16 protein-coding genes, 1 other RNA gene and 1 pseudogene are annotated in these 19,014 nt (G+C 67.0%); 13 read left to right on the top strand and 5 right to left on the bottom strand.

The genetic code is table 11. The features are described 5' to 3' along the window. The first annotated feature begins 61 nt into the window (after window positions 1-61). From ffs to VHP37_32965, 6 genes are all read left to right on the top strand, one after another. Window positions 62-160, top strand: an RNA gene (gene ffs, locus VHP37_32990) — signal recognition particle sRNA small type. Window positions 161-206: 46 nt separating this feature from the next. After that, window positions 207-758, top strand: a complete 552-nt coding sequence (locus tag VHP37_32985) for an acyloxyacyl hydrolase (protein HEX2831191.1) — start codon at window positions 207-209, stop codon at window positions 756-758. A 3-nt stretch (window positions 759-761) separates the two neighbouring features. Next, window positions 762-2,408 (top strand): DNA polymerase III subunit gamma/tau, encoded by a 1,647-nt coding sequence (gene dnaX, locus VHP37_32980; GenBank protein HEX2831190.1) that lies wholly within the window; start codon window positions 762-764, stop codon window positions 2,406-2,408. After that, a complete protein-coding gene (locus VHP37_32975; GenBank protein HEX2831189.1) occupies window positions 2,405-2,731 on the top strand; it encodes a YbaB/EbfC family nucleoid-associated protein in 327 nt (108 codons plus the stop codon). The genes dnaX and VHP37_32975 overlap by 4 nt, the downstream gene beginning before the upstream one ends. 107 nt (window positions 2,732-2,838) lie before the next feature. Further along, the gene (recR, locus tag VHP37_32970; GenBank protein HEX2831188.1) at window positions 2,839-3,435 is read left to right on the top strand and encodes a recombination mediator RecR; all 597 of its coding nucleotides are present in this window, start codon (window positions 2,839-2,841) and stop codon (window positions 3,433-3,435) included. A gap of 2 nt (window positions 3,436-3,437) precedes the next feature. Next, the gene (locus VHP37_32965) at window positions 3,438-4,373 is read left to right on the top strand and encodes a pseudouridine synthase (GenBank protein HEX2831187.1); all 936 of its coding nucleotides are present in this window, start codon (window positions 3,438-3,440) and stop codon (window positions 4,371-4,373) included. 49 nt (window positions 4,374-4,422) lie between these two features. On the opposite strand, the pseudogene prmB reads toward VHP37_32965, so the two are convergent. The 5 genes and pseudogenes from prmB to queF all read right to left on the bottom strand — a co-directional run bounded on the left by prmB (window position 4,423) and on the right by queF (window position 9,181). After that, a pseudogene (prmB, locus tag VHP37_32960) lies at window positions 4,423-5,157 on the bottom strand (50S ribosomal protein L3 N(5)-glutamine methyltransferase). Between the two features lie 117 nt (window positions 5,158-5,274). Further along, the gene (locus tag VHP37_32955) at window positions 5,275-6,462 is read right to left on the bottom strand and encodes a PilT/PilU family type 4a pilus ATPase (protein HEX2831186.1); all 1,188 of its coding nucleotides are present in this window, start codon (window positions 6,460-6,462) and stop codon (window positions 5,275-5,277) included. Window positions 6,463-6,525: 63 nt separating this feature from the next. Beyond that, window positions 6,526-7,347, bottom strand: a complete 822-nt coding sequence (dapD, locus tag VHP37_32950) for a 2,3,4,5-tetrahydropyridine-2,6-dicarboxylate N-succinyltransferase (GenBank protein ID HEX2831185.1) — start codon at window positions 7,345-7,347, stop codon at window positions 6,526-6,528. A 175-nt stretch (window positions 7,348-7,522) separates the two neighbouring features. Then, window positions 7,523-8,716, bottom strand: coding sequence for a succinyldiaminopimelate transaminase (gene dapC, locus VHP37_32945; protein ID HEX2831184.1), 1,194 nt, complete (start codon window positions 8,714-8,716; stop codon window positions 7,523-7,525). 48 nt (window positions 8,717-8,764) lie between these two features. Beyond that, window positions 8,765-9,181 (bottom strand): preQ(1) synthase, encoded by a 417-nt coding sequence (queF, locus tag VHP37_32940; GenBank protein HEX2831183.1) that lies wholly within the window; start codon window positions 9,179-9,181, stop codon window positions 8,765-8,767. Window positions 9,182-9,324: 143 nt separating this feature from the next. On the opposite strand from queF, the gene smc reads away from it, so the two are divergent. The 7 genes from smc (at window position 9,325) to def (ending at window position 18,887) form a co-directional block, all read left to right on the top strand. Then, complete coding sequence (gene smc, locus VHP37_32935) at window positions 9,325-12,861, top strand: chromosome segregation protein SMC (GenBank protein ID HEX2831182.1); 3,537 nt, start codon at window positions 9,325-9,327, stop codon at window positions 12,859-12,861. Between the two features lie 13 nt (window positions 12,862-12,874). Next, the gene (locus VHP37_32930) at window positions 12,875-13,993 is read left to right on the top strand and encodes a cell division protein ZipA C-terminal FtsZ-binding domain-containing protein (GenBank protein HEX2831181.1); all 1,119 of its coding nucleotides are present in this window, start codon (window positions 12,875-12,877) and stop codon (window positions 13,991-13,993) included. After that, the gene (gene ligA / locus VHP37_32925; GenBank protein HEX2831180.1) at window positions 13,990-16,074 is read left to right on the top strand and encodes an NAD-dependent DNA ligase LigA; all 2,085 of its coding nucleotides are present in this window, start codon (window positions 13,990-13,992) and stop codon (window positions 16,072-16,074) included. The genes VHP37_32930 and ligA overlap by 4 nt, the downstream gene beginning before the upstream one ends. A gap of 39 nt (window positions 16,075-16,113) precedes the next feature. Then, window positions 16,114-16,995, top strand: a complete 882-nt coding sequence (gene galU / locus VHP37_32920; protein HEX2831179.1) for a UTP--glucose-1-phosphate uridylyltransferase GalU — start codon at window positions 16,114-16,116, stop codon at window positions 16,993-16,995. Continuing rightward, a complete protein-coding gene (locus VHP37_32915) occupies window positions 16,995-17,546 on the top strand; it encodes a hypoxanthine-guanine phosphoribosyltransferase (GenBank protein ID HEX2831178.1) in 552 nt (183 codons plus the stop codon). The genes galU and VHP37_32915 overlap by 1 nt, the downstream gene beginning before the upstream one ends. A 71-nt stretch (window positions 17,547-17,617) precedes the next feature. Continuing rightward, window positions 17,618-18,364 carry an S-methyl-5'-thioinosine phosphorylase gene (locus VHP37_32910; GenBank protein HEX2831177.1) on the top strand — a complete coding sequence of 249 codons (747 nt, stop codon included), beginning with the start codon at window positions 17,618-17,620 and terminating at the stop codon, window positions 18,362-18,364. Then, window positions 18,354-18,887, top strand: a complete 534-nt coding sequence (gene def / locus VHP37_32905) for a peptide deformylase (GenBank protein ID HEX2831176.1) — start codon at window positions 18,354-18,356, stop codon at window positions 18,885-18,887. Before VHP37_32910 ends, def begins: the two co-directional genes overlap by 11 nt. Window positions 18,888-19,014: the final 127 nt, after the last annotated feature.

Below are 19,014 nucleotides of genomic sequence, written 5' to 3'. Positions count from 1 at the left end.
CCGAAAACTGGCGGCCGCACGCCGGAGCAGGCATACTTACGGTTTGACGTTTTCTCTCTACGGCGGGCCGCCCCGCATTGCATGGTAGTGAACCTGGTCAGGTCCGGAAGGAAGCAGCCACAGCTATTCTCTGCAAGTGCCGGGGGTTCGGCTCGCCACCCTTTTTTCGGCGACGCATCGTGCGGCGCCGCTTTGTCTCAATAAGAATGAACAGACAAAACGTGATTGGAGCGGCGCTGCTCGCCGGCGCGCTGTATGCGGCGAGCACGCCCGCGTTTGCGATCGACGGATTCGCCGCCGAAGGCGCCCGCAGCACCGATGACGACGTGAATCGCGCCGGGCTCGCGCTGTCGTGGGACTGGGGCAAGCCGCTGCTGCGCATCTCGTCCGACTGGCACCTCGGGGGCTTCTGGGAAGCTTCGCTCAGCCAGTGGCACAAGAGCGACGTCGGTCCCGGCCAAAACGACAACATCACCGACGTCGGCTTCACGCCGGTCTTCCGCATCCAGCCGAACAGCCTCGTCGGCCCGTATCTCGAAGCGGGCATCGGATTGCATCTGCAGTCGCACACGAGCATCGGCAGCAAGAACATGTCGACCGCTTTCCAGTTCGGCGATCACATCGGGTTCGGCTACCGCTTCGGCGCGAAGAGCGCTTTCGACCTGAACTACCGCTTCCAGCATCATTCGAACGCGAGCATCAAGCGCCCGAACCCGGGGATCAACTTCCACGAAGTCCGGCTCCTGTACCATTTCTAGGTCGTGACCCAGGTTCTTGCCCGCAAGTGGCGTCCTAAGACATTCGCGGAGCTCGTCGGGCAGGAGCACGTCGTTCGCGCGCTGACCAACGCGCTCTCCGAACAGCGGCTGCACCACGCCTATCTCTTCACCGGCACCCGCGGCTGCGGCAAGACCACGCTCGCGCGCATCGTCGCGAAATCGCTGAATTGCGAGACCGGCGTCACCGCCACGCCGTGCGGCAAGTGCCCGGCGTGCACCGAGATCGACGCCGGGCGCTTCGTCGACCTGATCGAGCTCGACGCCGCGTCGAACACCCAGGTCGACAACATGCGCGAGCTCCTCGAGAACGCGATGTACGCGCCGACCGCGGGCCGCTACAAGGTCTACATCATCGACGAAGTGCACATGCTCTCGCGCAACGCCTTCAACGCGATGCTGAAGACGCTCGAAGAGCCGCCCGAGCACGTGAAGTTCGTCCTCGCGACCACCGACCCGCAGAAGATCCCGGTGACCGTGCTGTCGCGCTGCCTGCAGTTCAACCTCAAGCAGATCCCGCAGGCGCAGATCCAGGGCCGTTTGCAGCACGTGCTGAACGAAGAGGGCATCCCCGCCGAGCCGCAGGCGCTCGCCCTGATCGCGCGCGGCGCGCAAGGCAGCCTGCGCGACGCGCTGTCGCTGCTCGACCAGGCGATCGCGCACGGCGCGGGCAAGGTCGACGTGCCGTCGACGCGCGCCATGCTCGGCACGGTCGACCAGACCTATCTGCATGCGATCCTGCGCGCGCTCGCGCAAGGCGACGGCGCCAAGCTCGTCGCCGAAGCCGATGCCATGGCCGAGCGCAGCCTGTCGTTCGAGATGGCGCTGCAGGAGCTGGGCGTGCTCCTGCACCGGCTCGCGCTCGTCCAGAAGGTGCCGCAGATCGTCGCCGACGACGATCCCGACGCCGCGACCTTGCGCGAGCTTAGCGGGCTGTTCGGCGCCGAAGATCTCCAGCTCTACTACCAGATCGCCGTCCAGGCGCGTAACGAGATCGGCCTCGCGCCCGACGAATACGCCGGCTTCACCATGGCGCTCTTGCGCATGCTCGCCTTCGCGCCCGCGCCGGTTGGCGGTGCGCCCAAGCGAGCCGAGTCGCCGCCGAGGGCTCAGGCTCCGACCCGGGGTCAGACCCGGGCTTCATCGGGGTCTGACCCCGGTTTTGCCGCGACGCCTGCGCAAAAACCGGTGTCGGACCAGACCCGTGAAACCACGGGTCCGAGGCCTGCCGCGTCCGCCGACTTCGGCGCGAGCTGGTCCGACATCGTCGATCGCATCGGCGTGGTCGGCATGGCCGCGATGCTGGCGAAGAATTGCGAGATGACCCGGCTCACGCCCGAGCGCATCGAGCTCACGCTGCCCAAAGCGCACGAAAGGCTGCTCGACGGGTCTCACAAGGAGCGCCTCAAGGCCGCGCTCCAGAAGCACTTCGGCGCCGGCCTGCACGTCGCGATCGCGGTGGGCGCGAGCAACGGCAACTCGCCCGCACAGCTCGCGCAGCGCGATCGCGAGCGCGAGCAGGAAGAGGCGAACGCCGCCATCGAGAGCGATCCTTTCGTGCAGGCGCTCGTCGACGAGCTCGGCGGACAGGTCCAGTCGATCAAACCTCTACAGTCACAGGAACCGACATGATGAAAAACCAGCTCGCGGGGCTCATGAAGCAGGCTCAGCAGATGCAGGACAACATGAAGAAGGTGCAGGAGCAGCTCGCGCTCACCGAGGTCGAAGGGCAGTCCGGCGCCGGGATGGTGAAAGTCGTGATGACCTGCCGCCACGACGTGAAGCGCGTCACCATCGACGAGAGTCTGCTCAAGGACGACAAGGAGATGCTCGAGGACCTCATCGCCGCCGCGATGAACGACGCGGTGCGCAAGGTCGAGACCACCGTGCAGGACAAGATGGGCGCCGTGACCGCGGGCATGCCGCTGCCGCCCGGCTTCAAGATGCCTTTCTAATTCGCGGCCGTCCGGCAGGACGGCCGGTAACTCGGGGTCTGACCCCATTTTCCTGCGTTAGCGAAAATGGGGTCTGACCCCGGTTTGCTTTTGCCTTTCGCTTTTTAATGAAGACTCCGAGCACTCTCGACGAACTGATCGCCGCGCTGCGCTGCCTGCCCGGCGTCGGACCCAAGTCCGCGCAGCGCATGGCGTATCACCTGCTCCAGCGCGACAAGCCGGGAGCGCACCGACTGGCGAACGCGCTGGCGCTCGCGCTCGAGCGCATCCGACACTGCGAGAAGTGCAACAGCTACGCCGAAGAGGCGGTGTGCGCGCTGTGCCGCTCGCCGCGCCGCGATCAGACGCTGCTTTGCGTGGTCGAGACGCCCGGCGACCTCCTGATGATGGAGCAGGCGCAATGCTACGATGGCCTGTATTTCGTGCTGATGGGCGTGCTCTCGCCGCTCGACGGCATCGGCCCGCGTGAGATCCACCTCGACCGGCTGCTGAAGCGCGCGACCGACGGCGTGGTGCAGGAAGCGATCCTCGCGACCAACTTCACCGTCGAAGGCGAAGCGACCGCGCATTACGTCAGCGAGCTGCTGCGCGCGAAAGGCCTGAAGACCAGCCGCATCGCGCGCGGACTGCCGGTGGGCGGCGAGCTCGAGCACGTGGACAGCGGTACACTCGCGCAGGCCGTGATGGAGCGGCGGGATCTATAACGATGGCCCAACAACGAAAAAAACCGATCAAACGCGCGCGCAAGGTGAATCGTCCGCTGCGGCCGCCCGCCGCCAAGGCGCGCAAAGCGCGCGCCGAAGGCGCGACCACCGGCCCGTACGGCCGCAGGGCGCCCGGCGCGGCGCCCCCCGACGCGCCGTCGCAGAAGCTCCACAAGGTCCTCGCGCAGGCGGGCGTCGGCTCGCGCCGCGAGATGGAGCAGTGGATCAAGGACGGCAAGGTCACGGTGAACGGCGCGGTCGCGACCGTCGGCAGCCGCGTCACGCCGACCGACGTCATCCGCATCGGCCGCAAGACGATCCGATGGCCCGGCACGCATCGCCTGCCGCGCGTGCTCGTCTACCACAAGCCCGAAGGCGAGATCGTCTCGCGCGAGGATCCCGAAGGCCGCGCGAGCGTGTTCGAGAAGCTGCCGCAGATCCGCGGCGCGAAATGGCTCGCGGTGGGACGGCTGGACTTCAACACCTCGGGGCTGCTCATCTTCACGACGTCGGGCGAGCTCGCCAACCGCATGATGCACCCGCGTTTCGAGGTCGAGCGCGAGTACGCGGTGCGCATCGTCGGCCAGTTGAAGCCCGAGCAGGCGCGCCGTCTGGAGCAGGGCATTCAGCTCTCCGACGGCGTCGCCAAAGTCGAGTCGCTCACCGACGAAGGCGGCGAGGGCACCAACCACTGGTACCGCATCGTCCTCAAGGAAGGCCGCAACCGCGTGGTGCGCAGGCTGTTCGAAGCGCTGGGCCTGACCGTCAGCCGCCTGATGCGCGTCCGCTTCGGCGTCGTCGCTTTGCCGCCGCGGTTGAAGCGCGGGCAGGTGAGCCCGCTGACCGCGGGCGAGGTGAAGGGGCTGCTCGCGTGGCTCGAGGAGCACGCGCCGGCGCCGGGTTCGCGGCCGGTGCACGACGAAGCGACGGCCGCGTGATCAGGAAGACGTTGTCGTCGCCGCCGCTGGTCGCGGCCCACTGAAGAGGCAGGTCCGGGAACGCGCGCTCGACGCGCGCCCGCGCGTGACCCACTTCCACCACCAGTAACCCGCCCTCGGTCAGGTGATCGGGCGCCCGCGCCACGATCTCGCGCACCAGGTCGAGCCCGTCGCGGCCGCCGGCGAGCGCCATCCTCGGCTCCCTTCGATACTCCTCGGGCAGGCGCCGCATCGACGCGTCGGTCACGTACGGCGGATTGGTGAGGATGAGGTCGTAGCGCCGATCGCCCAGCGCGCTGTACAGGTTCGATTCGACGGGCGTGACGCGGTCGCCGAGCCGGTAATCGCGGACGTTGCGCTTCGCGACGTCCAGCGCGTCGCGCGAGAGGTCGGCGGCGTCGACGTGGGCTCGCGGAAACGTGAGCGCGGCGAGGATCGCGAGGCAACCCGATCCGGTGCAGAGGTCGAGCGCCGCTTCGACACGGCGCGGCGCCCACGGCGCGAGCCCGGTGCGCAGAAGCTCGGCGATGAACGAGCGCGGCACGATGACGCGCTCGTCGACGTAGAACTCGTGATCCCCGAGCCACGCCTGGTGCGTGAGGTAGGCGGCGGGCTTGCGGGTCGCGATGCGCTCGGCGATCAACGCGCGGACGCGCTCGACCCCGTCCGGGCTCAAGCCGGAATCGAGCTTGGCCTCGAGCTTCCCGAAAGGAATCTCAAGCGCGTGCAGCGCGAGCCATGCCGCTTCGTCGCGCGCATGGGTCGTGCCGTGCCCGAACGACACTTGCGCGCGCGTGAGGCGCCGCTCGCTTTCGGCGAGCAGCGCGCGCAACGTGAGCGGCTCTGTGCCGATACGCGGCTGTCCTTTGCGACCTTGCTTGCCGACTTTGCGTCCTCGTTCTTACCCGAGCGCGTCGAGATTGAGCTTGATCCCGGAGAAGTCGTCCTGCGCCGCCGGTGCGGGCGCCGCGGGCGCCTGCGGCGCGGCCGCCGGTGCGCCGGCGGGGGCCGGGGCGGGTCGCGCGGGCGCTTTCGCCGCGTTGTTGATCAGCCAGTGCAGGTTGGTCGGCGAGTCGGAGTTCGCCATCGCTTCCTCGAGCGTGATGCGGCCTTCCTGGTAGAGCTTGAACAGCGACTGCTCGAAGGTCTGCGAGCCCGGCGCGAGGCTCTTCTCCATCGCGTCCTTGATCTGGTCGATGTCGCCGTTCTTGATCAGCTCCTGGATGTGCTTGGTGTTGATCATGAGCTCGACGGCCGGGAGGATCTCGCCGTTGACGTCGTGGACGAGGCGCTGCGAGATCACCGCCTTGAGGCTCACCGAGAGGTCCATCTGCAGCGACTCGCGCGCGTCGTGCGGGTACATGTTGATGACGCGGTTCAGCCCGTAGTAGCTGTTGTTGGCGTGGACCGTCGTCAGGCACAGGTGGCCGGTCTGCGCGTACTGGAGGGCGGCGCCGAAGGTCTCGCGGTCGCGGCTCTCGCCGATCAGGATCACGTCGGGCGCTTCGCGCATCGCGTTGATCAGCGCGTTGTGGTACGACCGGGTGTCGATGCCCACCTCGCGCTGGTTCACGATGCTCTTGCCGTGGCGGTACATGAACTCGATCGGGTCCTCGATCGTGAGGATATGGCCCGACTGGGTCTGGTTGCGGTGGTTGATCATCGCCGCCAGCGTGCTCGACTTGCCCGAGCCGGTCGAGCCGACGACGAGGATGAGGCCGCGCTTCTCGACCACCAGCTCGGTGAGCTTCGGCGGGAGCTGGAGCTCCTCGATCGTCGGGATGCCGTGCTTGATGTGGCGGATCACCATCGCGCACGCCCCGCGCTGGCGGAAGACGTTGACGCGGAAGCTGCCGACACCCGGCTCGACCAGCGAGAAGTTGATCTCCATCTCCTTCTCGAAATGGGCGACCTGCTCCTCGTTCATCGCCTCGTAGCAGATGCGCTTGGTCGCGGCGGAATCGAGGAGGTTGCCGTCGACCGGCACGACGTCGCCCTTGATCTTGATCTGCACGGGCGAGCCGGCGGTGAAGAACATGTCCGAGGCCTTGGTATCGGCCATCAGCTTGAACAGCGATCTGACGAACATGGCGTCTCCTAGTCGTTCCCTATCCCGGACATTGTGCCGCTTTCGTGCCTGCCCGAGGAGGCATTAATCGCTGCGCAGCAGCTCGTTGATGCTGGTCTTGGCGCGGGTCTGGGCGTCCACCTGCTTCACGATGACCGCGCAGTACAGGTTGTACTTGCCGTCGGCGCTCGGCAGCGACCCCGACACGACGACCGATCCCGCGGGCACGCGGCCGTACAGCACTTCGCCCGTCAGGCGGTTGTAGATCTTGGTCGAGGCGCCGATGAAGGTGCCCATCGAGATCACGCTGCCTTCCTCGACGACCACGCCTTCGACGATCTCCGAGCGCGCGCCGATGAAGCAGTTGTCCTCGATGATCGTCGGGTTGGCCTGGAGCGGCTCGAGCACGCCGCCGATGCCCACGCCGCCCGAGAGGTGCACGTTCTTGCCGATCTGCGCGCACGAGCCGACGGTCGCCCAGGTGTCGACCATGGTGCCTTCGTCGACGTAGCCGCCGATGTTGACGAAGGAGGGCATGAGCACCACGTTCTTGGCGATGTACGCGCCGTAACGCACCGCCGCGGGCGGGACGACGCGGAAGCCGGCGTCCTGGAACGTCTTGCGGTCGTAGCCCGCGAACTTCGACGGCACCTTGTCGAAGTACCGGGTGTAGCCGTCTTCCATCACGTCGTTGTCTTCGAGCCTGAACGAGAGCAGCACCGCTTTCTTCGCCCACTCGTTGGTGACCCACTTGCCGTTCTTCTTCTCGGCCACTCGCAGCTTGCCGCTGTCGAGGCGCTCGATGGTCGCGAGCACCGCGTCGCGGATCTCGGCTTTCGCGCTGGTGGGGGTGATGCTCGCGCGGTCTTCCCAGGCGGCGTCTATGGTCTTCTGGAGTTGTTCCATCGTGTTTTCCTTACATCAAAGCATTTAACCGCAGAGGACGCAGAGGACGCAGAGGATTTCGGCGGGCAATTATCATCAGCCCCTCATGCTCAAGACCAGCGATAGCGCGAGGCATTTGCGAACGTATGCCTTTCCTCTGCGTCCTCTGCGTCCCCTGCGGTTCCAGCTTTTGCCTTTAAAGGCTTTTAACAAAGTCGCGGATCCGGGTGGCGGACTCCGCGCATTCCTCGGTCGTGCTCACCAGCGCGATGCGCACGCGGTCGGTGCCGGGGTTGATCCCGTTCGACTCGCGCGCGAGATAGCTTCCCGGGAGCACCGACACCGCCTGCGACTCGTACAGGCGGCGCGTGAACTCGGTGTCGGGTATGGGCGTGTGGACCCACAGATAGAACGCCGCGTCGGGCATGCTCACGTCCAGCACCGGCTTGAGGATCTCGATCGCGGTGTCGAACTTCTCGCGGTAGAGCCTGCGGTTCTGGACGACGTGCGCCTCGTCTTTCCACGCGACGGCGCTCGCCACACCCACCGGACCGCTCATCGCACAGCCGTGATAGGTGCGGTAGAGCAGGTAGGGCTTGACGATGGCGGGATCGCCCGCGACGAAACCCGAACGCATGCCCGGCACGTTCGAGCGCTTGGACAGGCTCGAGAACATGATGAGCCGCGGGTAGCCGGTGCGGCCGAGCTTGTGCGCGGCTTCCAGCCCGCCGAGCGGCGGATGGGCTTCGTCGAAATGGATCTCCGAGTAGCACTCGTCGGAGGCGATCACGAACCCGTAGCGGTCGGAGAGCTCGAACAGCGCTTTCCAGTCCCCGAGCGTCATCACGTGACCGGTCGGGTTGCCGGGCGAGCAGACGTAGACGAGCTGGATGCGCCGCCACACGTCGTTCGGAATCTGCTCCAGATCGAGCGCGTAATCGTTGGCGGCGACCTGGTTGAGGAAAACCGGTTGCGCGCCGGCGAGCAGCGCCGCGCCTTCGTAGATCTGATAGAACGGATTAGGGCAGACGACCACCGGATCAGGCTTGGTCGTATCGACCACCGCCTGCGCGATCGCGAACAGCGCTTCGCGCGTGCCCGTCACGGGCACGACCTGGGTCGCCGGGTCGATCGGCGGGATGCCGTAGCGCCGGGTCAGCCACGCCGCGATCGCCTCGCGCAGCTCCGGCGTGCCGGCGGTCGCGGGATAGGCCGCGAGCCCCGAGAGATTGTCCGTCAGCGCGCGCTTGATGAACTCGGGCGTCGGGTGCTTGGGCTCGCCGATGTACAGCGGGATCGGACGCAGGTCCGGATTGGGCCTCGCGCCTTCGAGCAGCGCGGTGAGCTTCTGGAACGGATAGCTCTGTAACTTGGAAAGGCGGGGATTCAACGTCCTGATCTCGCCGAAAAACCAGAGATTATAGAGATTTAGCCGCCGTCAGCGCACGCTCGCCTGGGGATCGTGCGCGTCGAGGTGCGGCAGCTTCTCGATCTTCCATCCGGTTTTCGCGTGCTGCGCGACGACGGTGGTGAAGATGCCGCCGCGCACGTAGAAGCGCGCGGTGAGCCGCATGAAGCGCGGGCGGGTGGCTCGCACGAGGTCGTCGAGGATGCGGTTGGTGACCGCTTCGTGAAACGCGCCTTCGTTGCGGAACGACCAGATGTACAGCTTCAGGCTCTTCAGCTCGACGCAGAGCTTGTCCGGCACGTAATCGAGGATGAGTGTGGCGAAATCGGGCTGTCCCGTCTTCGGGCAGAGACAGGTGAACTCCGGGATCTCCATGTGGATCCGGTAGTCGTTGCCGGGCGCGGGATTGGGAAAAGTCTCGAGCGTCTTCGAGGGTTCGGTCGGCATGAGGCGATGGGGAGAGAAACACGCTCCGCGGCGCGAAAAAATCGCGCTCGCTCGCGAGAAGTCAAGGCTGAAACGCGGATGAGCCGCGCGCCAAATCAGTTAGAATGCTGCGCTAATTCCAGCACCAATTATAAGCGCCTCCCGTGCGACTCACGCAGATCAATCTCGCCGGCTTCAAGTCGTTCGTCGACCCCACCAAGATTCCCACGCCCGGCCAGCTCGTCGGCATCGTCGGCCCCAACGGCTGCGGCAAGTCGAACATCATCGACGCGGTGCGCTGGGTGCTCGGCGAGACGTCCGCCAAGCACCTGCGCGGCGAGACCATGCAGGACGTGCTCTTCAACGGCTCGGGCCAGAGGAAGCCGGTGAACCGCTGCAGCGTCGAGCTCGTGTTCGACAACAGCCTTGGCAAGGCCGCGGGGCAGTGGTCGCAGTACGCCGAAGTGTCGATCAAGCGCGTGCTGCAGCGCGACGGCGATTCGTCGTACTACATCAACAACCAGCACGTGCGCCGGCGGGACATCGCCGACATCTTCCTCGGCACCGGCCTGGGCGCGCGCGCCTACGCCATCATCGAGCAGGGCATGATCTCGCGCGTCATCGAGGCCAAGCCCGAGGAGCTGCGCGTCTTCCTCGAAGAGGCCGCGGGCGTGTCCAAGTACCGCGAGCGCCGCCGCGAGACCGAGCTCAGGTTGAAAGACACGCGGGAGAACCTCTCCCGCGTCGAGGACATCCGCCAGGAGCTGGACAAACAGCTCGTGCACCTCGCCGAGCAGGCGGAGGTCGCCAGGAAATACCACGAGCTGCAGGCCGAGCTCTCCACCACCCAGGGCCTGATGTGGCTCACCAAGCGCAACGAAGCCGCCTCGGCGCGCGCGCGCCACGGCCGCGAGATCGAGCGCCTCGGCGTCGAGCTCGAAGCCGAGACCGCCAGGCTGCGCGAAGCCGAGAACCGCCTGGAGACGCTGCGCGACGAGCACTACAAGGCGAGCGACACCATGCACGCCGCGCAGGGCGCGCTGTACGAATCGAACGCCGAGGTCGCGAGGCTCGAGCGCGAGATCGAGCACGTGCGCGAGAACCGCGCGCGTGTCGAGCACCAGGTCGGCACGCTGCGCTCGCAGCTCGCCGCCGCGGAAGGTCAGCTCGCCGCCGCGCAGGCCAACCTCGAAGACTGGCGCGGGCAGAGCGCGGAGACCGAAGAGCGCGCCGCCGCCGCCGAAGAGACGCTGACGGCTGAGCGCGACAAGCTGCCGCTCGCCGAGGAAGCGTATCGCGCGAGCAATCTGCGCCGCGAGGAGCTGCAGCGCGCCGTCGCGCAGGCCGAGCAGGCGCTGCACGTCGAGCGCACCAAGCTCGACCACGCCGCCCGGGTCCTCGACCAGCTCACCAGCCGCGAGCAGCGCCTGCGCGAAGAGCAGGCCGCGCTGCCCGCGGCGGACGAAGCGGCGCTCGAAAGAATCGCCGAGGAAGCGCGCGAGCTCGAAGAATCGCTGCAGTCATTGCGCGCGCAGCTCGCCGACAAGGAAGCCGAGCTGCCTTCGCTCGAAGCGGAGCTGCGCAGCCGCACCGAAGCGCTGGACGCCGCGAGCCAGCGGCTCACCGGCGTGGAGGCGCGCGTGCAGGCGCTGCGTCAATTGCAGGACCGCATCGCGCGCGGCGCCGAGCTTCAGGGCTGGCTCGAGTCGCGGCAGCTCGATTCGGCGCCGCGCCTGTGGCAGGGCATCGCGATCGAGCCGGGCTGGGAAGACGCGCTCGAATCGGTCCTGCGCGAGCGCCTGAACGGCATCGTCCTCGAGAGCGTCGGCCGCGCCGTCGAATGGAGCAGCGACACGCCGCCGGGCAAGATGACCGTGATCGAAGGCAGCGCAGCCGATGAGGTCCGCGGCAGCATCGATCCCTCGGGCCTCGCGCCGCTCGCACGGTACGTCACCTGCCGCGATCCGAAGCTCGAAGCGGTGGTGCGCGAGTGGCTGCACGAAGTCTACGTGCCCGAGCAGGACCTCGACGCGGAAGGCACGCTCGCGCTGCGGAGCCGCCTGCCCGCGGGTGCGGTGCTCGTGACCCGCGAAGGGCACGTCTATACGCGCCACAGCGTGAGCTTCCACGCCCCGGATTCGGAGCTGCACGGCGTGCTGTCGCGCCAGCGCGAGATCGAAGACCTCGAGCGCGAGCTCGATCGGGAGCGCGAGGCGCAGAGCGCCGCGCAGGACGACGTCGGAATCGCCGAAGGCGCGATCGAGCAGCACCGTTCCGAGGTCGCCGAGCTTCGCGAAAGCGCGACCGAGGCGCAGTCGCGGCACCACGCGATGCAGATGGAAGCGGTGCGCATGAATGCCGAAGCGCAGCGCCTCATGCAGCGCGCGGAGCAGATCGCCGAGGAGCTCGCCGAGATCACCGAGCAGATCGAGAACGAGACCGCCGCGCGCGAAGAAGCCGCCGCGCACAGCGCCGAGCTCGAAGCGCAGGGCGCGCACGCCCGCGAGGAGCTCGAGGCCGCGCTCGATCTCTACCAGCGCGCCGAATCGGTGCTGAGGCTCCAGCGCGAAGAGCTCCAGCGCGCGCAGGCCGCGCACCAGGAAGCGCAGTACCAAGCACGCAGCGCGCAGGCCAGGGTCACCGAGATCGAGAATCAGATCGGCGCGCTGACCGCGCAGACCGGCCAGCTCGCGGAGACCATCGCGCGGGAAGAAGAGGCGCTCGCGACGCTCGACGAGACGCAGTGGCAGGAGCAGCTCCAGTCTTCGCTGCTCACCCGCGGCGAGCGCGAGCAGGCGTTGGCGCAGGCGCGCGACGCGCTCGAAGGGTTCGAGACGCAGGTGAAAGATCTCGAGCAGGAGCGGCTCTCCGCCGAGCAACGCCTGGGACCTTTGCGCGACCGCATCAACGACGTGCGGCTGAAGGAACAGGAAGCGCGGCTCACCGAGGAGCAATACGCGCAGCAGCTCGCCGAAGCCGGCGCGAACGAGGAAGAGCTCACCAACGCGCTCGAGAAAGGCACGCGCTCCCGCGCGCTGATCGAAGAGATCGCGCGGCTCAACGAGGAGATCAAGGCGCTCGGCGCGGTCAACCTCGCCGCGCTCGAAGAGCTGCAGACTTCGACCGAGCGCAAACAGTATCTCGACGCTCAGTCGGCCGACCTCACCGAGGCGCTGACGACGCTCGAGGACGCGATCAGGCGCATCGACCGCGAGACGCGCGAACGCCTCCAGCAGACCTTCGACGACGTCAACGAGCATTTCAGCAAGATGTTCCCCGCGCTCTTCGGCGGCGGCAACGCGAAGCTGGTGCTGACCGGCGAGGAGATCCTCGACGGCGGCGTGCAGGTGATCGCTCAGCCGCCGGGCAAGAAGAACAGCTCGATCCATCTGCTCTCGGGCGGGGAGAAGGCGCTGACCGCGCTCTCGCTGGTGTTCTCGATCTTCCAGCTCAACCCGGCGCCGTTCTGCCTGCTGGACGAGGTCGATGCGCCGCTCGACGACTACAACACGCAGCGTTACGTGGACCTCGTTGCCAAGATGTCCGCGACCTCCCAGTTCCTCTTCATCAGCCACAACAAGATCACGATGGAGATGGCGAACCAGCTGCTCGGCATCACCATGCAGGAGCCCGGTGTCTCGCGCGTGGTCGCGGTCGACATCGAGGAAGCGATGAAGCTCACCGAAGAGGCGGCGGCATAGAAAGAAAAACGGTATGAGCGATTTGCAGGTAAGCCTGCTGATCATCGGCGCGGTCGTGGTCGGCGGCGTGACTGCATTCAACTGGTTCCAGCAGTGGCGCCTGCGGCGTAGGCTGGAAGACTCGTTCGGCGACAAGCCCGAGGACGTGCTGCTGCGCGACGACGTCCGGCGCGAGCCCGCGCCGCGCGTCGAGCCGCAGCTCAAGACGGCCGCAGCGGCCGAAGAGCCCGAGGAATACGTCGCGCCCGAACCGGCCGCGCCCATGCCGGCGAATGCCGCGCGCATCGAGGCGGTGCAGGCCCTGCCCGAGGTGCCGGGTTTCGATGCCACGATCGACTACGTGTGCGCCATCGACGCCGGCGAGCCGATCAGCGCGGCCGGCCTCGCCGAGCTGCACACCCGCGCGGCCACGGCCGGCAAGCGATTCCGGGTCGTCGGCTACAACGAAGACCTCAACGCGTGGGAGGAAGCGGGCCGCCTGTCCGGCGGCCGTTACGCCCATCTGCGCGTCGCGACCCAGCTCGTCTCGCGCAAGGGCATCGTCGACAGCGCGGCGCTGACGACGATCTGCGACGCGGTGCGCGAATGCGCCGCGCGCTTCTCCGCTTCGGCGCACTGTCCCGACGTGCACACCGCGGTGATCGCGGCGAAAGACCTGGATGCGTACTGCGCCGACGTCGACGTCGCGATCGGCGTCAACGTGCTGCCGCCGGCGGGCGAGACGATCGCGGGCACGCGCATCCGCAGCCTCGCCGAAGGCGTCGGCTTCAAGCTCGAGCCCGACGGCGTGTTCCATTACCGCGACGCCGCGCGCAACACGCTCTTTACGCTCGATAACCACGAGCCCGCGCCGTTCCTGCCGGAGCAGATCAAGCATCTCTCGACCAGCGGGGTCACGCTGCTGCTCGACGTGCCTCGCGTCGCCGACGGCTACGCCGCGCTGGATGTCATGGTCACGGTCGGCAGGGCGCTCGCCGAGGGCCTCGGCGGCACGCTCGTCGACGACAATCGGGTGCCGCTCTCGGACAACGCGGTGCGCGCGATCCAGCAGCAGTTGAAGTCGATCCACGCGAAGATGGCGGAACGGGGCATGGCCCCGGGCAGCGAGCGCGCGCTCCGGCTGTTCTCATGAGCGCCGCGCGCGGCGCGCGCGCTCGCATCGCGGCGTTGCGCGAAGAGATCGAGCGAAACAACTACCTGTACTACTCGCTCGACGCGCCGGAACTCCCGGATGCCGACTACGACGCGTTGTTTCGCGAGCTCCAGGCGCTGGAAGCGGAGCATCCCGACCTCGTCACCGCGGATTCGCCGACGCAGCGCGTCGGCACGCTGCCTAACGTGGAGTTCGGGCAGGTGACCCATCGCGTGCCGATGCTCTCGCTCGGCAACGCGTTCTCCGAGGAAGAAGTCGTCGCGTTCGACCGCCGCGTGCGCGAAGGCTTGAGCCAGGACGAGATCGAATACGCGACCGAGCCCAAGTTCGACGGGCTCGCGATCAGCCTCACCTACGAGGACGGTCTTTTCGTGCAGGGTGCGACGCGCGGCGACGGCTATGTCGGCGAGGACGTCACGGCGAACCTGCGCACGATCAAATCCATCCCGCTCAGGCTCGGCGGTGCCAAGCCGCCGAAGCGCCTCGAAGTGCGCGGCGAGGTGCTGATGTGGAAGCGCGACTTCGACGCGTTGAACGCCGCGCAGCGCGCTAAGGCTGAGCGCGAGTACGTCAACGCGCGCAACTCTGCGGCGGGATCGCTGCGCCAGCTCGACCCGCGCATCACCGCGCAGCGCCGGCTCACGTTCTACGCTTACGGCCTCGGCGCCGTCGAAGGCACGCCGGCGTTCGCCCGTCACAGCGACATGCTCGACTATCTCGCGAAGAACCGCTTCCGCGTCGCCGCGGAGCGCGAAGTGGTGCGCGGCGTACAGGGGCTGATGTCGTATTACTCGAAGATCGGCGAGAAGCGCGCCGGGCTGCCTTTCGACATCGACGGCGTCGTCTACAAGGTGAATGCGCTGGCGGCGCAGGAGCGCCTGGGCTTCGTGGCGCGCGCCCCGCGCTTCGCGCTCGCCCACAAGTACCCCGCGGAGGAGGCGACCAGCACGGTGCTCGCGATCGACGTGCAGGTGGGGCGCACCGGCGCGCTGACGCCGGTCGCCAAGCTCGAGCCGGTGTTCGTCGGCGGCGTGACCGTGAGCAACGCGACGCTGCACAACCTCGACCAGATCCGCGCGAAAGACGTGCGGGTCGGCGACACCGTCGTCGTGAGGCGCGCGGGCGACGTCATTCCCGAGGTCGCGCGCGTCGTCTTCGACAAGCGCGAGGGCGAGCTTGCACAGTGGGACATGCCGCAGACCTGTCCGATCTGCGGCTCGAAGGTCGAGCGCATCGAGAGCGAAGCGGTCTTCCGCTGCACCGGCGGACTGTTCTGCGGCGCGCAGCGCAAGCAGGCGGTGATCCACTTCGCGTCGCGCCGCGCGATGGACATCGAAGGCCTGGGCGAGAAGCTCGTCGACCAGCTCGTCGAAAGCGGGCTCGTGCACACGCCCGCCGACCTCTACAAGCTCGACGCCGAGACGCTGGCGGGGCTCGAGCGCATGGGCGAGAAGTCCGCAGCCAACGTCGTCGCCGCCATCGAAGGCAGCAAATCGCGCACGCTGGCGCGCTTCGTCTACGCGCTCGGCATGCATCACGTCGGCGAGGAAGTCGCGAAGATCCTCGCGCAGCACTTCGGCTCGATCGAGGCGCTGCTCGCGGCGGACTGGCCGGTGCTGATCAGCGAAAAAGACACGGTGCAGAAGGAGAACACGCGCCGTCGCAACAAGGGCGAGCCGCTGCTCGATGCGATCCTGCCCGGCGTCGGGCCCGAGATCATGCAAAGCGTCGCGAACTTCCTCGGGCAGGCGCACAACCGTGAAGTGATCGGCGCGCTGCTCGACGCGGGCGTCGCGCCTCCTCCGGTGCCGGTCGAGACCAAGCGCATCGGCAAGCTCACCGGCAAGACCTTCGTGCTCACCGGCACGCTGCCTACGCTCACGCGCGAGGAAGCTACCGAACGCATACAGGCCGAAGGCGGACGCGTGACCGGCAGCGTCTCGAAGAAGACCGATTACGTCGTGGCGGGCGCCGAAGCCGGCAGCAAGCTCGACAAGGCGCAAGCGCTCGGCGTCACGGTGCTGGAGGAACAGGACTTGCTAAACTTGCTCGCCTCGTGATTTCGCGCCTCAACAGCGATTACTGACCAAGAGCCTCCGATGAACAAAGTTACCAAAGCGGTATTTCCGGTCGCGGGCATGGGCACGCGCTTCCTGCCGGCGACCAAGGCGAGCGCCAAGGAGATGATGCCGGTCGTCGACAAGCCGCTCATCCAGTATGCCGTGGAGGAAGCCGTCGCCGCGGGCATGACCGAGATGATCTTCATCACCGGCCGGGGCAAGCGCGCGATCGAGGACCACTTCGACAAGGCGACCGAGCTCGAGACCGAGCTCTCGGCGCGCGGCAAGGAAGACCTGTTGCGCGCGGTGCAGGACATCATCCCGAAGAACGTCAGCTGCGTGTACGTGCGCCAGCCGCAGGCGCTGGGGCTCGGTCACGCGGTGCTGTGCGCCTATCCGGTCGTCGGCGACGAGCCTTTCGCGGTGGTGCTCGCGGACGACCTGATCGACGCGCAGACGCCGGTGCTCTCCCAGATGGCCTCGCTCTACGGCCGCGTCGGACGCTCCATCCTCGCGGTGCAGAACGTCGGGCGCGAGGAAACCAAGCGTTACGGGATCGTGCGCACCGACGGCGAGTCGAAGTCGCCGCACCGCATCCAGGGGATCGTGGAAAAGCCCGAGCCCGCCAAGGCGCCTTCGACGCTCGGCGTCGTGGGCCGCTACATCCTCACGCCGCGCATCTTCCACCACCTGACTCACCAGACCCCAGGCACGGGCGGCGAGATCCAGCTCACCGACGCGATCCAGGCGCTGCTCGCCGACGAGGACGTGTTCGCCTACGAGTTCGAGGGCGTGCGCTACGATTGCGGCAGCAAGCTCGATTACCTCAAGGCGAACCTCTCCTTCGCGGTGAAGCATCCCGAGATCGGATCGGAGTTCCGCACCTATTTGAAGTCGATGGGCTGTACCATTCCCGACTAGTGAAAGCGACCTCCGAAGAAGCCTGGAAGATCCTCGAGAGCGCAGACGAGATCTGCTCGGCCGAGTGCGTCGCGGCCGAAGTCGCGCGCATGGCGCGCGAGATCACGTCGCTCCTCTCGAAGAGCGAGCCGCTCGTGCTCGGCGTGATGCGCGGCAGCGTCATCTTCGCCGGCCAGCTCCTGCCGCAGCTGCGCTTCCCGCTGCACTTCGATTACCTCGACGTGACGCGCTACGGCGGCAAGACCACCGGCGGCGAGATCACGTGGAAGGTGAGCCCCGGCACGGCGGTCGAAGGCCGCACGGTGCTCGTGCTCGACGACATCCTCGACGAAGGCCATACGCTCGCGGCGATCCGCAAGAACCTGCTCGAGGCCGGCGTGAAGGAATTTTTCAGTGCGGTCTTCTGCCAGAAGGACACCGGCCGCGCCAAGCCGATCGCGGCTGACTTCGTGGGCCTCACCGTGCCCAACCGCTACGTCTTCGGCTTCGGCATGGACGTCTACAGCGCGTGGCGCAATCTCCCGGCGATCTACGCCATGCGTGAAACGTGAAATGTGAAACGTGAAACGTAGATGCAAACCACGATGAGCACTTTTCACTTTTCACTCACGTTTCACTGAATATGCTTGCGATCATCGGCGGCAGCGGACTCACGCAGCTCGCGAATCTGGAAGTCGTCAGAAGGGAGATCGTCCGGACGCCGTACGGCGATCCGTCGGGCGCGATCACCTACGGGACCATCCGCGGCCAGGAAGTCGCTTTCCTCGCGCGCCACGGCTACGGCCATACCATTCCGCCGCACAAGGTCAACTATCGCGCGAACATGTGGGCGCTCGCGCAGGCGAAGGTGAAGTACGTCGTCGCGGTCGCCTCGGTCGGCGGCATACGGCGCGACATGGGACCCGGGGTCCTGGCGATTCCGGACCAGATCGTCGATTACACCCACGGGCGCTGCCACACCTATTTCGAAGGCAACGACCGCAGCGTGGTGCACGTCGATTTCACGCACCCGTATTGCGAGCCTCTGCGCGAGCGGCTCGCGCGCGCCGCCGCAGAGGCGGGTGAGTCGATCTTGCAGGGCGGCACGTATGCCGCGACCCAGGGCCCGCGCCTCGAGTCCGCGGCCGAGATCAACCGCCTGGAACGCGACGGCGCGGACATGGTCGGAATGACAGGGATGCCCGAAGCGGCGCTCGCGCGCGAGCTCGGCCTCTGCTATGCCGCGATCGCGGTGGTGGTGAACTACGCCGCAGGGCGCGAAGACAGCGCCGAGGGCATACGCATGGCCGACATCAACGCGGTCTCGCGCGAGGCGCTGTCGCGGGTGCACAAGATTCTCGATTCGCTGGTGACGCTCGATGGCGATTAAGCCGGTGTTGCGCATGGGCGACCCGCGGCTCTTCGAAGTCTCGAAGAGCGTGGAGGCGTACGACACGCCCGAGCTCCACGCGCTCATCGAAGACATGCAGGACACGATGAAGGCGCTCAACGGTGCGGGCCTCGCCGCGCCGCAGATCGGCGTGGGGCTGCAGGTCGTCATCTTCGGCGTGGAACAGAATCCGCGCTATCCCGACGCCGAGGTCGTGCCGTACACCGTCCTCGTCAACCCGCAGCTCGAAGCGGTCGACGACGAGATGGAAGAGGGGTGGGAAGGCTGTCTCTCGGTGCCCGGCATGCGCGGCCTGGTGCCGCGCCACAAGCGCCTGCGCTACCGGGGCTTCGACCCGTTCGGCCAGCCGATCGACCGCACCGTGAGCGACTTCCATGCGCGCGTGGTGCAGCACGAGGTCGATCACCTGATGGGCGTGCTCTATCCGATGCGCATACAGGACCTGCGCAACTTCGGCTTCACCGAGGAGCTCTTCCCGGGGCAGGACATCCGGGACGACTAAGGGCGTTTTAACCGCAAAGGACGCAAAGGACGCAAAGGAAGGCGATTCGGGAGCGAACTCCTCGCAATAGCGCATTCGTTGGATATGCGTCGTTTGTGATTCCGTTTTTTGATTTGGTTTTCCTTCG

Source organism: Burkholderiales bacterium (assembly GCA_036262035.1).
Classification (GTDB): domain Bacteria; phylum Pseudomonadota; class Gammaproteobacteria; order Burkholderiales; family SG8-41; genus JAQGMV01.
The sequence above is the reverse complement of the archived record's forward strand: the minus strand, read 5'-3'. Positions and strand labels throughout refer to the sequence as shown.